At 39.4% G+C, this 14,368-nt stretch carries 13 protein-coding genes; all 13 read right to left on the bottom strand.

All coding sequences use genetic code 11. The annotated features are described in order from the left end of the window. Window positions 1-424: 424 nt before the first annotated feature. The 13 genes from DXA60_RS19900 to dusB all read right to left on the bottom strand — a co-directional run bounded on the left by DXA60_RS19900 (window position 425) and on the right by dusB (window position 14,359). Window positions 425-679 carry an InlB B-repeat-containing protein gene (locus tag DXA60_RS19900; RefSeq protein WP_082241386.1) on the bottom strand — a complete coding sequence of 85 codons (255 nt, stop codon included), beginning with the start codon at window positions 677-679 and terminating at the stop codon, window positions 425-427. Then, window positions 636-4,280, bottom strand: coding sequence for a M64 family metallopeptidase (locus tag DXA60_RS05680; RefSeq protein WP_070103150.1), 3,645 nt, complete (start codon window positions 4,278-4,280; stop codon window positions 636-638). The genes DXA60_RS19900 and DXA60_RS05680 overlap by 44 nt, the downstream gene beginning before the upstream one ends. Before the next feature lie 81 nt (window positions 4,281-4,361). Then, complete coding sequence (locus tag DXA60_RS05685; protein ID WP_117920261.1) at window positions 4,362-5,297, bottom strand: IS701 family transposase; 936 nt, start codon at window positions 5,295-5,297, stop codon at window positions 4,362-4,364. Between the two features lie 253 nt (window positions 5,298-5,550). Beyond that, complete coding sequence (locus DXA60_RS05690; protein ID WP_173022899.1) at window positions 5,551-5,835, bottom strand: DUF6462 family protein; 285 nt, start codon at window positions 5,833-5,835, stop codon at window positions 5,551-5,553. Between the two features lie 3 nt (window positions 5,836-5,838). Next, a complete protein-coding gene (locus DXA60_RS05695) occupies window positions 5,839-6,297 on the bottom strand; it encodes a DUF6462 family protein (RefSeq protein WP_117920263.1) in 459 nt (152 codons plus the stop codon). 8 nt (window positions 6,298-6,305) lie between these two features. After that, entirely contained in the window at window positions 6,306-6,800 is a 495-nt protein-coding gene (locus DXA60_RS19905; RefSeq protein WP_370776941.1) for a DUF6462 family protein, read from the bottom strand. Between the two features lie 279 nt (window positions 6,801-7,079). Continuing rightward, on the bottom strand, window positions 7,080-7,706 hold the full coding sequence (locus DXA60_RS05705; RefSeq protein WP_117920265.1) for a hypothetical protein: 627 nt from the start codon (window positions 7,704-7,706) through the stop codon (window positions 7,080-7,082). Continuing rightward, window positions 7,706-8,869: a GmrSD restriction endonuclease domain-containing protein gene (locus DXA60_RS05710; RefSeq protein ID WP_117920267.1), complete on the bottom strand. Its 1,164-nt coding sequence runs from the start codon at window positions 8,867-8,869 to the stop codon at window positions 7,706-7,708. The genes DXA60_RS05705 and DXA60_RS05710 overlap by 1 nt, the downstream gene beginning before the upstream one ends. Continuing rightward, window positions 8,866-9,936 carry an adenine-specific methyltransferase EcoRI family protein gene (locus DXA60_RS05715; protein WP_117920269.1) on the bottom strand — a complete coding sequence of 357 codons (1,071 nt, stop codon included), beginning with the start codon at window positions 9,934-9,936 and terminating at the stop codon, window positions 8,866-8,868. The genes DXA60_RS05710 and DXA60_RS05715 overlap by 4 nt, the downstream gene beginning before the upstream one ends. Window positions 9,937-10,115: 179 nt before the next feature. After that, window positions 10,116-12,059, bottom strand: coding sequence for a lysine--tRNA ligase (gene lysS, locus DXA60_RS05720; protein WP_117920271.1), 1,944 nt, complete (start codon window positions 12,057-12,059; stop codon window positions 10,116-10,118). A gap of 58 nt (window positions 12,060-12,117) precedes the next feature. Beyond that, the gene (gene greA, locus DXA60_RS05725; protein WP_015521908.1) at window positions 12,118-12,597 is read right to left on the bottom strand and encodes a transcription elongation factor GreA; all 480 of its coding nucleotides are present in this window, start codon (window positions 12,595-12,597) and stop codon (window positions 12,118-12,120) included. Window positions 12,598-12,669: 72 nt separating this feature from the next. Next, window positions 12,670-13,209 carry a hypothetical protein gene (locus DXA60_RS05730; RefSeq protein WP_117920273.1) on the bottom strand — a complete coding sequence of 180 codons (540 nt, stop codon included), beginning with the start codon at window positions 13,207-13,209 and terminating at the stop codon, window positions 12,670-12,672. 166 nt (window positions 13,210-13,375) lie between these two features. Beyond that, window positions 13,376-14,359, bottom strand: coding sequence for a tRNA dihydrouridine synthase DusB (gene dusB / locus DXA60_RS05735; protein ID WP_117920275.1), 984 nt, complete (start codon window positions 14,357-14,359; stop codon window positions 13,376-13,378). Between the last annotated feature and the right edge of the window lie 9 nt (window positions 14,360-14,368).

The following is a 14,368-nucleotide window of genomic DNA, read 5'->3' on the forward strand; positions in this document are numbered from 1 at the left end:
GTTTTGCGTGTAGGGGAGAGATACCTGCCTTTGCTTGACTGAGCTTGTCTTTTGTATTCTGTTTGATTTGATGTGCGGGCAATCCGTTCGGTGTCAGTTGGTTTTTGGGAAATTTGCCGAGGCTGCTTATTGTTTTGCTATGCTTGATTTTGAACACTATTCTCTGACGAAGGCGAAGGTGCTTTGTCAAATGTTCTGAGTATTTCTTCAATTTCTTTTTCTTGTTCGTCCATTTGATTTCTCCTTGTTCGATTTCTTTCCGAAAATCGGCAAAGCGCTTTTTTTGCCGCCTTTCGGAAAGGGACTTCCGAAGAAATCCTTTTCGTAAGGAAAAGGCGGCAGCGGAAGCTCCGCTACCGCCATCCTTAAATGGTTAGCTATCTGTTATTTCACAGATTTTCTTTTTTAGTATAAACAGTAGTTGTCACAACTCCGAAGCCGCTGACGAACAGCAGAGCGATCCACAGCCACTCATACTGTTGTCGCCGGTCTGCGGATTCTGAACATCATCCGAAGGCTTGGTGGTATCGTCAGACTTGGTAGGAGCGGCAGGTTTGGTTGCCTTCTGACCTTCTTCGATAGTCTGAGTCGTTACTGCAGAGCCACCGGCAGAATCAAAGGTTACGGTATAGTTTTTATTTCTTTGTTGTAACAGCCTTAGCTTTTGACCAGCCTGAATAAATCCTTATGGATTTGCCGTTAATCTTAACTGTCTTATAGGTGCGAACTCTTACATAATACTTTTTCTTGCCCGAAAGCTTTGAAATTTTCTTTGATACTGTTGTATTCTTGCCTACTGTTACGGTCTTAGCCTTGCTGAATTTACTTGAGGCACTGTACTGTACCTGATAGCCTGTTGTCTGTGTAGCCTGCTTCTTCCACTTTACTGTAAACTTCTTTGAACCTGCTTTAAGTGAGGAAATACTTGTTGCCTTTGGCTTGATTGTGAAATAAAGCGTCTTTGTTCCGCTGTATTTACCCTTAAAGGTAATCTTTACTGCGTACTTGCCAACATACTTTCTGCCTTTTGCATAAGACACAGTATAGTCAGTATTCTTAACAAGTGTCTTTCCTGTTCTGTCCTTAACAATAACCTTAGGTGTTCTAACCTTTCCGTTATATGTTAATGATGTTGCTTTAAGCTTTATGCTTGATGCCTTTGTTACGGTTTGCTTTGTGGTGTGGGCAATCTTAGCAATATTGCCCCAAGATGCAAGGTCGGTTATTTCCTTTGTACCGAGTACATCTTCATAGAACTTGCCACAACCTTCGCACTTGTAGTATGCTTCCTTACCGCCCTCTGTGCAGGTGGCAGCTTTCGCAGCAACCAAAGTCAGATTGTGAGTGTGCGGTACAGTTTTGTAATATCCGCAGGTGTCGCAAACATTGTCAGAACCGTAATCGTGAGCCGCTTCGTCCTTTTTGTCGTGGCAACGAGAACATTCATGCCAGTGGTTAGTATCATCAGACTTCCATTCTGTGCCTGCGGTATGTCCGGGAGCCGGAATCTTCACACTGGTTTTATCGGTAATTTCTACCGATCCTGTTGCATCTGCGAACCACTTGTCACAGCCATCGCAGGTGTAGTATGCGGAATTGCCCGCAGTAGTGCAGGTGGCAGCTTTCGCAGCAACCAAAGTCAGATTGTGAGTGTGTTCTTCGTTTTTATTTTTGTAATAATATGTAACAACCGTTCCGTCCGAAACAATAGGCTTATTCAAGCCGTCAACCTTTATAAATTCATAATCATAAAGTGTTTTTGCCGGTGTTAAATCAAGCTTTGTGCCGTATGGCACGGTAAATGTTCCGCCGGCAGTGTTTGGAATTTCAGAGCCGTCCTCAAATTTATACTGAATTGAAACGGTTGTGTAGCGCTGTGTTTCCGTATTGTCGTCTGCAAGCACATTTCCGTTTTCATCGAGCACCTGAAATGCCACGGTATCGCCGCTCTTAAGCTGTGCATCAGACGGAATTTGATAAATAAGCGAGCAACTCTTTAAGCCTGAATTAAAGTCGCTTTTGATGTGATCCAAAGCACCGAGCGGCCAGAAATTCGCCTTATCATTCCAAACAGGAATGTCAAAGGTTTGTACTGTTTGAAGCGGATTCCCCGATGAATCGGTCGCAACGCTTCCGTCGGAGTGCTTAATCCACATTTTGAATTTTAATTGTCGTGCATTTTTATCTGAAATGTTTTGAATAACAGTTCTAAGCTCGATTTTTTTACCGTTCATATTAGTATTAAATCTGCTTTTGCTGTTGCCGCTCAAAAGTCGGTCATTGCGATTATATGTGTAATTATAATATGAACTTGTTTCAAGGTCGGTAAAATCAGACGGCTTTGAATAAGCGCCCGTATATTCCTTAACCTCGGGAGTTGCAACATAAAGGTCTACATCCTTAACAAGCTGAGACATTCGCTTGAAGCCCTGCAAACGGCAAACCTCACAGAATTGATAGTTTGTGTCTCTCATTATGCACTCATAACTTGAAACAAGCATTTTTGAGCCGTAAGCATTGCGGCAGGTATATGTGTTTCTAAAACCTAAAAGCTGTCGCCATTTTATCTTTTCCGGGTCTTCAACCGAGGAAAGATTGAGTGATTTAAGTTCCTTATCGTCAAGCAAATATCCGTCACTGTATTCATCACCGAGACCGAGCAAACCGTGTCCAAACTCGTGTGCAAAAGTTTTTGACGCACGATAACTGTCTGATGGCGAAATGAAATAATGGAAGCCGTATTCACGGTTATTATAAGCACCGCCGAAATCTGATTTTGTGTTTACAACCATAGCGAACTGAGCAATATAATCGTGAACATAATAATAAGGCTCATATTCCGAACCGGACGGAATTGTGTTTGGATCACACTTTTTTTTGATATGAGCATCGTGAATTTTCTCGATAAATTCAGGACCGATACATCTCTCAAAAATATGATTTTTCCACTGACTTCCGTGGAGATTATTAGAAATAACAGGCGAATTATATTTGTCGACTATAACATCAAAGAAGGTGCTTCCACCATTGTCAAAAGTCGATTCGGAAGCTGTGCAAAGAGCGTAAACATTGAATCTGTCGGCATAACTGCGATACGGTTCATATTTCATAGCGTCCTGCCAAAGTCGTTTGACATCATTGATGAATTTGCCCTGCTGACTTTTTGTGTATCCCTCGCCGCAAACGACAACAACCATATTTTCCGTGTCGCTACGTGTTTTTTGGATGGTATAAACAGGGATGGTAGGATTAGAATATTTTCCGTCATTTGAATACCACGGGCCGAGGGTGAGCTGAATGCTTTGCTCGGTGCTGACATTCCAATCGGGATTTGCGTCCTCGGCAGGTTCCGAAATTGTATAATCATCCTCTTGCTTATTTGGAGCAGAGCCGATATAAGGACTGCTTTGTGAGCCGCTGCCGGAAGTTGTAACAAAATATTCGGAATCGAGATAAAATGCAGGTCTTACACCCAAATCGGAATACCACGGAGCATAACGACCGACCTGACCCGATGAACTGATATAACGCATATCGTGATTGCAATCGGTAACAGGAGTGCGAAGCCAATAAGGCCAAGCCATACCGTCATTATTATACGCAACATAATAACCTTTGAGATTTTTCCACACGGCATTAGCCTGCTTTACATCAAGAAGAAAAACCTTTTCGGTTGTAGTTTCAAAATATGAACTGTCGTAGTTTGCCACCGCTTCCGAGATATCGGTGTAGTATAACAAATCCGAATTTGCGTCTCCATCAACTATGCCCTTGTTGTATTCGGGATGAGAAACGAGAGAACGCTGGGTAACGGTTTTCATTGCCGCAATTTCAGATTTTGAAAAAGCGTTGAGAAAACCCGCTTTTTCGTTGTACGCTCCCACACCGCTTACATATCCGTCTTTCGGAGGGTTGCCGCAAAGCCAATCGACTTTGCCTTCAGCTGCGGTCGAATTTAACCAAGAACGCATATTGCTGTCTTTCCAATAGTTAGAACCGTAATCATCACGCTTATAGCTTCTGCTGTGTGATTTTGAATTGCTGTTGTCATTTGTTTTGGCATCATATGCAAGGGTGTCAACAATTTTGTCTGCAAGCATAAGCGGTCCGTTATTGTCAATGCTTACACATCGCCAAAGAATTGAGGCATTGTTATACGCGCCCATTTTAACATAGTCGCCAACTTTAATATCGGGCTTTGATGCCGCCTGAATGGTCATCGGCAAAACGGAAATTGCCATGCACAATGCCAAGAATATTGCGGTTATTTTTTTCGTCATTAAGGAACTTCCTTTATAAGCTATATATTTGCTTTTATTATATTGTAAGGTGTTATATGTGTCAATCACCAGTTTACAAATTTATAAATGATAGACTTGCTGACAAATCAGCTGTTTTAAAGCCTTTGTCATAGCATTTGATTTTATATGTGTTTCGATATTTTTCACGAAAGTGGCAAAAAATATCTGGCTGCGAATGCCCTGACTTAATTCAAACCGAAACTCCTGCACACTTTTTGTGCGGTATTCAGAAAAATGTTCGTTCTGATAAGGCAGAATCTTCATGGCACAGTAACTGATATTGATCAAATTGACCAGCATTTCAATCCCTTTGCAGCTTCGCACCATATAGTTGCAAAAAGACCAGAACGTTTTCTGCTCATAGTAGCTTGTTTCAATATTCCAGCGAAATGAGTACAAAAGTAGCGGTATGTATTTCATCCGATCACTTCCAGTCTGGTTTAATGGAGCTTTTTCCTGCCATGCGCAGAAAATCTGCAGATCTTCCGGGAAAACGGTACTGAAAAACAGTCGTTTTGTACCATGTTCTTTTTCAGTGACAGTGACATAGGCAAGAACTTCTCTGTCGCCGAAGATCTTAGTCAGAACCCGACGGACACCGGTATAATAATCCCCGATCTTTTTATTGGATAATGTAAAATCTGTCTCAACAGAAAGCTGTTTTCCATGTTTGGCAGGACGTCCCCGCCGACCGGTACGTGCAGGTGCAGGATCATACATGACAGAATCAATCCTTGCATTACCGATCAGATCCAGGTTTGGATATTCATCAACGATTGATACCAGGTTCTGTTTTGTATACCAGCTGTCGCACAGGATGATGACATGATCCCTGCTGTGAAATTCAGGCATAACCTGCCGGATCATGGATGCTGCCAGTTCCAGTTTGGATTCTTTTTTCTGCCACATACGATAACCAAGCGGAACAGAAAGATAAGATACCTTATCTCCATTCCAGACAGGTACGCAAAGCATGACACTCCTTCTATATTTCATTTCTTACTGAAATATAACCTAACAGAAAAAAATAAAGATTTGATGAAGATTGCTAAATAATTCGTCTACTCTATTTTTATTCTCGTATGGAATAAACCATGCCCCGTAATTTTACTACCTACAGAAATTCTGTAGTGCAAACTACTTTGCAAATCTGTAACTAATTATTCAATTGTTATGTCCAATCTCTCTTGGACAATTGATATTCTACAATGCACTTTAATTTTACGGAAGTGACACCACTGGTGTATTTTTACGAATTTTCATCAGTTTTTGGTGTATTTGTCATTTCCTTTAATTTGTTCCATGTATGCTTAGGCAGTTCTCTTGCCGGCTCTCTGAATCGTTCAAGATATTTTTCAAATAATTCCGTATTGATTAATGCTGAATTACCGACTTTATAGACTGTTCCTGCCTCTCTCGCAATTACTATGATTCTCGATTTACTTATCCCGTAAATAATCGCTCCTTCCTCTGCATTGACAAATTTTTTCATAAAATCCTTTGTATCTGAATAGCACTTATATGAGTAACTCATTCATCAGTCTCCTTTCACATTTGGCAATGGATGTTTCATTTCTGTTGGCGGTTCTCTGAATTGCTCCATATATTCATCAAACACCTCCAGATTAATCAGAATAGTATTTCCTTTTGCTTCGCCTATCTTATATACAGCTCCAGCTGCTCTAGCCATTTCGATAAATCTATGATGTCCTATGCTGTAAGTCATTGAACCCTCTCCGATTCTCACAAACTTCTTTTCCACAATTTTATTTGAACTAGGAACTCTTGCAGAATGTTTCATAAATTTCATCAACCTTTCCTTATGTACTAATATAATCTTTGCAAGCTGATATCTTGCTCCAGCAGCCAACGCTATATCCATTGCCTCATCTTGTGTTACATCTAATAAAGCCATTACCTCATCAATACGAATAAATCTTGGTTTTACAATTTCTTTTCTATAGGCACAAACTGAACCACTCAATGTATTTACCATAACATCACCTACTTATAAAACTCAGAATCTGTAATATGAAAAGTTTCAAGATACTTATCCAATATTTCTGTATTAACAAGTACAAGCTGACCAATTTTATAACAAGCCTTGGCATCCTTAGCCACTTCTTGAAATTTTGTCATTCCCATAAATATTAAATGATAACCAAAACTTCGCCCCATAAATGCTATGTGACTTACCATAGACATTATTTCTTTAATTTGTTTTGTATCTTTTGACAACGCATAACTAGAAAATTCATCAAATAATAAATACTTCTCGTCATATCCTTTATTACGAATAGTATCAACAAAAGAATTATAAAACTTTCTTAACAAGTCATCACATTCTGTATACTCCGCATATGTTGGTACGATATTGTCCCAATCTCCACCTGCTTTGAAATCACAGATGGAAATATCTACATTGTTATCCAGTATTTGATTAACAATCATCTGGGAACTGACGGTCTTTGAACCGCCAGTTATTCCAGAAATCAACAAATGTGGGACTATCCTTGTATCCCATACAAGATGGTTTTAGACTATCTTGAAATAGACGAAAATATTATTGCTACATGCCATTTTTCAAACTTATGTGCTCCAGAACTTTTTTCTTCTCTATCCTCAAGGAATCAATTAGCTATTATATATTTAATGAAAAATCTACATACTGATTTTTCATTTAACTCACTTTCCGATAATTTAGGTATTGAAGAAACAGGCTTTTAATTTGATATTGACCATAAAAAAGCAGATGAATCAAATCATCTGCTTTCTCCATTAATCCTTTCCTGCAATTTTTTCTAACTGCTTTTCTATTTTATCAAGACTATAGCTCTTTTTCTGTTCCATACGAACATAATCAGAAGTATTTATTATACAGTTTATACCTTTCATCGGTAACTCAAATTGTTCATTATACATCTTGCCATTACTATAATACTGAATATCTATTATTAGCGGTTTCTCACACAATTTCATATAATCGCCTGTTCCGTCCGCTGGTACGCAAATAGAGTAAACATATTTATCATCCGCAGGGAGAAATATTTCTATATCTTTTAATTTTTGCAATGTATCTGCAACACTTGAATTTTTTTCTGTGCTTCTTAAACACTCTAACCACTTTGCCGAAATATTTATTATTAATTTTTCCGCCATTGTCTTTCCAATATTATGAAATGCCAAACAATATAATTGTCCCTCTAATGTTACAAAACGAGGAATTACATGTGCTCTGTTACTTTCTTCAAACTGTCGTTGAGCTTCTTCTGTTTGCCTTCTTGTAGCTGATGCAGACTTTCCATTGAATATACATATAAATATCGTTGCAATAACATATACAAATGTCAGTACTGCCATAACAAATCCATTATTGTTATTCATCCATGTTATCAACTCTTTCATTAACGATTTCCTTTCGCTCTATTATGTGTTTTACAAAGCATTTGACAATTACTAATATCTGTTGCACCGCCATTACTCCATGCCGATACATGGTCTGCATCCATCTCACTTAACTTCCAGATACGACCATGGTTATTGTCAGAACCTAACGCACAAAGCGGACAATTTGATTTATCCGTTCCCTTAACTGCACTTGTCTGTTGTGCATACACACTTTTTTTCGTCGGCTCATCAAAAATACGAATGTTCAGTAATTTTGTTTCTACGCAACCACCAAGAATATATTCATATATACCCTTTTTGTCTTTTACAAAATAGTCTGCAAGATATTCTTGTACTTTCTCTGACACCTCTTGCGGATTATATGCATTTCTGTGATATGTCTCATATAATCTTCCCCAATCAAGACCGACCATAGATGAAGCAACATCAAGAAAAACACTTGATACCCAATCTATAACTGAATTAAAATACGTCTTTAGTTCCGTTATATTATCATCATATCTATGTTGGCTCATATATCCGCTTATATTACCTTTACTAACCCATTGTAAAGCTGTATGTAAATAATCCTGTCTATTTGCACTACCAGATATATATGCACTCCACTTTTGTATATTTGCATTCTGACTGTTACTAAATTCCTCTTTTGCCTTTGTAACAAATGTTCCAGAGTGTATTGCATTTAAAAGTTCTTGTGCGTTAAGTGGTACTCCTGCAATATTAATTGTTTCAAACCACTCTTTTATTTCGCTTTCCTCTCCTTCACAAATATATATAGTTAATAGAGAATCTAATATTTTGCGTTTTTTATCTTCTGCAAGTCCACCAAAATACTGTTCCATACCATTGCTATCTTTAATTGCAAATTTTCCTGTCACAAATCTTCCGAAACTCGTTATTCTTTGCTGTCCGTCAAGAACCTCATACTTATCTTTCCCTACTTTTGTAAAATAAATAAGTCCAAGCGGATAGCCCTTTAATAATGATTCTATTACTGCAACATCCTTTTTACCATCTGCATAGATGTAATTTCTCTGATATTCTGGTTGAATTGTCAATTTACCAGACAATCCAAACAATCCTTTTCCTTCGTAATCGTTATATACAAATCCCTTGCAAATATCTTCAACTGTAATATCCGTTCTTAATGTTGTTTTCATTCATTCTCCCTTCTGCGAATTGCAATACGCTTATAAACCAATTTTCCATCTATTGTCGGTACTGCTAAATCAAAATCCCCATCTTTACCATGATTAAATTCGCCTACTATTTCAAATTGGTCTGGATTATACTTGTCTAAAAAAGTAATCGGCACTCCCATAATTCCTTCATAATCATTCGGTATCGCATCCGTAAACGGAACTTCTATTGCATCAAAATTATCATACTTTTGATACTTATTTTCTTTAATTTGCTTGTGCTTACTATATTTAATATTATCAGCCATACTCATAAGCTGTAATGGTTGATGCCTACGTCCATGGTCAAGATTTGTCAACCACAAACAATTATTTGTAGCAACAATTCTTTTTCCATCTTCTATTCTCGCTTCTGTTCCATATAACTCATAATTATCTGGAACAATAAAACCAGAAATCCAACGACCCATACCATTTCCGAGCCATATCTTATTATCCATAATGTATGGAAAAACTTCTTTGTATAATATGCAATTAATATTTCCAATAATTAAAAATTTCTTATTTGCTTCAATAATCCATGAAAGAAATTCTCTAAACATGCTAAATGGTGGATTAGTTATTATGACATCTGCTTCATCACGAAGTTTTCTTACTTCCTCGCTTCTAAAATCTCCATCCCCTTCTAAATAAGACCACTCTAAATCGTTTATATCAATTCTTCCAGAAGCATCACTATCCTTTTCCAAAACAAAAATCTTTCCATGTGTATCTGTCTTTTTTTCATCATATTGAGGACTATTCATTTCAAAAAGCGTTATTTGATGATATTCTATTTTCTTACTTGCTGATGCATAACTCGTTGATATTAATTTTTTTAATCCTAGCATCTCAAAATTTTGAGCAAAAAACTTTGTAAAATTACTCCACTCTGGGTCATCGCATGGTAACAATACAGTTTTCCCTCTAAATGTATCTGGATTATATTCTAAATACGCATTTACTTCTTTTTGAATATCTACAAACTGCGTATAAAATTCATCATTTTTTGCTGACTTTGCCGCCGTCAATCCACTATTTTCTCTCATATCTCTATCCTTTTCTATATTGTGCTAAAACTATTGTACCAGAAAATGAAAGAAAGCGGTCAAACTTTTTATAAGTTCAACCGCTTCACAATTAACTTCTATGAACGTGCTCTCTTTATAAACTTTTCTCGTAAATTGGTCATAGGATTTAATTCATTATACAATACCACTAACTAATTTTAGTAGAGTTTTGCCCCAGCAGGAATATGGTTATCAACCATAATAAGATGAAGTTCTTCATCCTCCGAATCTTTAAGGTTGTTTACTGCTGAAAGTAACATACCACAAGATTCAATTCCCATCATTGCTCTTGGTGGAAGGTTTGTAATAGCAATCAATGTTTTTCCAACTAATTCTTCTGGTTCATAATATGAATGTATTCCAGAAAGGATTGTTCTATCAACACCTGTACCATCATCAAGAGTAAACTGTAATAATTTTTTGCTCTTTGGTACTGCTACACATTCCTTAACCTTAACTGCTCTAAAATCTGATTTTGAGAATGTATCAAAATCAACTGTTTCCTCAAACAATGGCTCAATTTTTACATTTGAGAAATCAATCTTTTCCTCAACGGTCGCAATCTGGTCGCAATTCTCGGTTGTAGTGCTCTTAGATGCCTTATTTTCCTGCTTATCAGAGCCTAATGACTTCATTGTCGGGAACAGTAATACGTCACGGATTGCTGCGCTGTCTGTAAGCAGCATCACAAGACGGTCGATTCCGTATCCGATACCACCTGTTGGCGGCATACCGATCTCCAATGCATTTAAGAAATCCTCGTCTGTGTGCTCTGCCTCATCGTCACCGGCTGCTGCATTTGCATCCTGTGCTGCGAAACGCTCACGCTGGTCGATCGGATCGTTTAACTCGGAGTATGCATTACACATTTCCCATGTATTGATGAAAAGCTCGAAACGCTCTACCTTTGTAGGATCGCTCGGTTTCTTCTTTGTAAGCGGAGAGATCTCGATCGGATGATCCATGATGAAGGTCGGCTGGATCAGCTCTTTCTCGCAGAACTCCTCGAAGAAAAGGTTGATGATATCACCCTTCTTATGACGCTCCTCATATGCAATATGATGCTCATCTGCAAGTTTTTTCGCTGCAGCATCATCTTCTACAGTATCGAAATCAATTCCGGTATATTTCTTAATCGCATCGTTCATGGTCATGCGTGTAAATGGCTTGCCAAGATCGATCTCGATACCATTGTAGCTGATCTTAGTGCTTCCGCAGACTTTTTCTGCAAGATAACGGAACATGGACTCTGTCAGTTCCATCATTCCCTCATAGTCTGTGTATGCCTGATACAGCTCCATCAACGTGAACTCCGGGTTATGACGGGTATCAACACCCTCATTACGGAATACACGACCGATTTCGTATACACGCTCAAGTCCGCCGACGATCAGTCTCTTTAAATATAATTCCAGAGAGATACGCAGTTTTACATCTTCATTTAATGCATTGTAATGTGTCTCAAACGGTCTTGCTGCTGCTCCACCTGCATTCGATACAAGCATCGGAGTCTCTACTTCCATAAAATCACGGTCTGCTAAGAAGTTACGGATTTCTTTTAAGATCTTGGAACGTTTGATAAATACTTCCTTGCTCTCCTGGTTCATGATCAGATCGATATATCTCTGACGATAACGCATATCTGTATCTGTCAGTCCATGGAACTTCTCCGGAAGGATCTGTAATGACTTAGACAGCAGCGTCATCTCCTCAGCATGGATAGAAATCTCACCTGTTTTGGTACGGAAAGCATATCCCTTTACGCCCCAGATATCGCCGATATCAGATTTCTTGAAATCTTTGTAGATTTCCTCTCCGATATTATCTCTTGCAACATATACCTGAATACGTCCCTTTAAGTCCTGAATATTGCAGAATGATGCTTTTCCCATCACACGTTTAAACATCATACGGCCGGCGATCGATACCGGTTTGCCTTCCATTGTCTCAAAATTGTCGATGATATCGGTTGAGTGATTTGTCACATCATATTTTGTGATGACAAACGGATCTTTTCCGTTCTCCTGCAGTTCATGCAGCTTGTCATAACGTACCTGAAGCAGCTGGTTTAAATCCTGCTGGTTATTGTTCTGCTCTGCCATGTTTATCCTCCACTTGTTTTATTCCCCGGACAGTCTTTCTGCCCGACTATCATATCTCTTAGTTTGCTCTGTGAATTGAAAGCACTTTGTATGAAAACTCTCCTGCCGGTGTCTCAACAGTAACGGTATCACCTACCTGTTTACCAAGCAGTGCCTTACCAACCGGTGATTCGTTGGAAATCTTGCCTTTTAAGCTGTTAGCCTCGGTAGAACCAACGATCTTATACTCTAATTCCTCATCAAATTCGCAGTCAAGGATCTTTACGCTGCATCCGATGCTTACTTTATCAAGATCAGCCTCTTCCTCGACAACTACTTCTGCATTCTTTAAGATTTTCTCAAGTTCTTCGATACGTGCTTCGATGTCTCTCTGCTCGTCCTTTGCAGCGTCGTACTCAGCGTTCTCAGATAAGTCTCCCTGCTCTCTTGCCTCTTTGATCTTCTGTGAAACTTCTTTTCTTCTTACAACCTTTAAGTTCTCTAATTCGTCTTCCAGTTTCTTGAGTCCCTCGTAAGTCAGAATGTTTTTCTTGTCCATTGCATTTACCCTTCTTTATAATAATTATTGTTCGGTTCATATATACGGCGGCACAAAGCCTTGCGCCAGACGCTATGAACGATAAAAAGCCTTCTCAAATCTGTCCTGCCACGGCGCCCCCGTTTTCTTTTTTGGTCTCTTAACAATCACAGTATTATAACCGATAGGTACTGCTATGTCAAGATTTTCGGCTGTTCGCCAGGTTTTTTTATGGATTGGAATATAATGTTTTCCCAATGCGATCTGTTTTTCATACAGAGCACTGTTCCATTCAAAATCAAGCAGAAAAATACTGCTGTTTTTTTCCTTATTCTTTGCTAATCCAAGACGCTTTTTCGATACGATAAGTGAAACCAGTCCGGTCTTCTCATACATTGTCTCTGCAAACTCATGAAAATATGCAGGCCGGTCTGTATAAATTGTAAGCGCATTAAGCTCATCCCCGATCTGCTCCAGCACATCGAGCGTCCCTGCCGGCTCAAACATCCCTGCTCCATCCGGTTCCTCATCGATCACCTCGACAATCGCGCACTCCGGCTTCACACTTTTTGCCGCAAGAATGCCTTCGTACACTGGTTTAAAATCATATAAAAATTCATTGGAAAAGTACATCGCGCTTCTCCGTCATATTCCTTTTTCCATCTTTATGACAGCATTTTCTGATTCAGTACTTTTTCCGGAATTTTACTTATGTCTTTTTTGTTTCCTTCATTTTAACTTTACCGGATTGAATTTTTCTTCCAGTCGCTAAGTCACGAATCGCCTTTTGGCACTCGGATCATGCCATAAAACCGCAGACCTCCTGAAACAATGCCTCAAGCTGCTCATATGTCTCCACCTCGTTGATCCTGCCCCGCAGCTTAGAAGAGTTACGGTAGCCGGCTGTATACCAGGCGGCATGTTTCCTGATCTCACGGATCCCGGTGTATTCGCCTTTAAACTCAAGCTGCATGCGCGCATGCCTAAGAAGCATCTGCGTCACTTCCTCGAACGTCGGTTTCGGAAGTTCTTCACCCGTCTTAAAATAATGAAGGATCTGCGCAAAGATCCACGGATTTCCCTCCGCACCGCGTGCGATCATAAAGCCGTCACAGCCGGTCTGTTTCTGCATTGCGATCACGTCCGCCGCCGTTAAAATATCACCATTTCCGATCACGGGGATAGAAACTGCCTCTTTTACCTGTCTTATGATATCCCAGTCAGCCTTTCCCGAATAAAATTGTGACCTTGTCCTTCCGTGGACTGCCACTGCTGCAGCACCGGATTCCTGCGCAATGTGAGCCATCTCAACCGCATTGACATGTTCCTCGTCAAATCCTTTGCGGATCTTGACCGTAACCGGCTTTTTGATTGCACGGGCAGTCTTTTCAATGATCTCCCCGGCGAGCTTTGGATTTTTCATCAGTGCAGAACCATCACCGTTGTTGACTACTTTCGGCACCGGGCAGCCCATGTTGATATCTAAAATATCAAACGGTCTGTCTTCGATCTGTTTCGCGATCTCACTCATGATATCCGGATCAGAACCAAACAGCTGAAGCGACACCGGATTTTCCCGCTTATCGATCGTTAACAGATCTTCGGTATTTCTGTTTTTATAGAGAATCGCTTTTGCACTCACCATCTCCATGCAAAGCAGCCCTGCTCCCTGTTCCTTGCAAAGCAAACGAAATGGCAGGTCTGTTACGCCTGCCATCGGTGCTAGTATCAGGTTATTTTCTAACGTTACATTTCCAATCTTAAGTCGTCTGATCTCTCCCATACCACCATT

It is taken from the genome of Roseburia sp. OF03-24, from assembly GCF_003463035.1.
Lineage (GTDB): Bacteria > Bacillota > Clostridia > Lachnospirales > Lachnospiraceae > Roseburia > Roseburia rectibacter.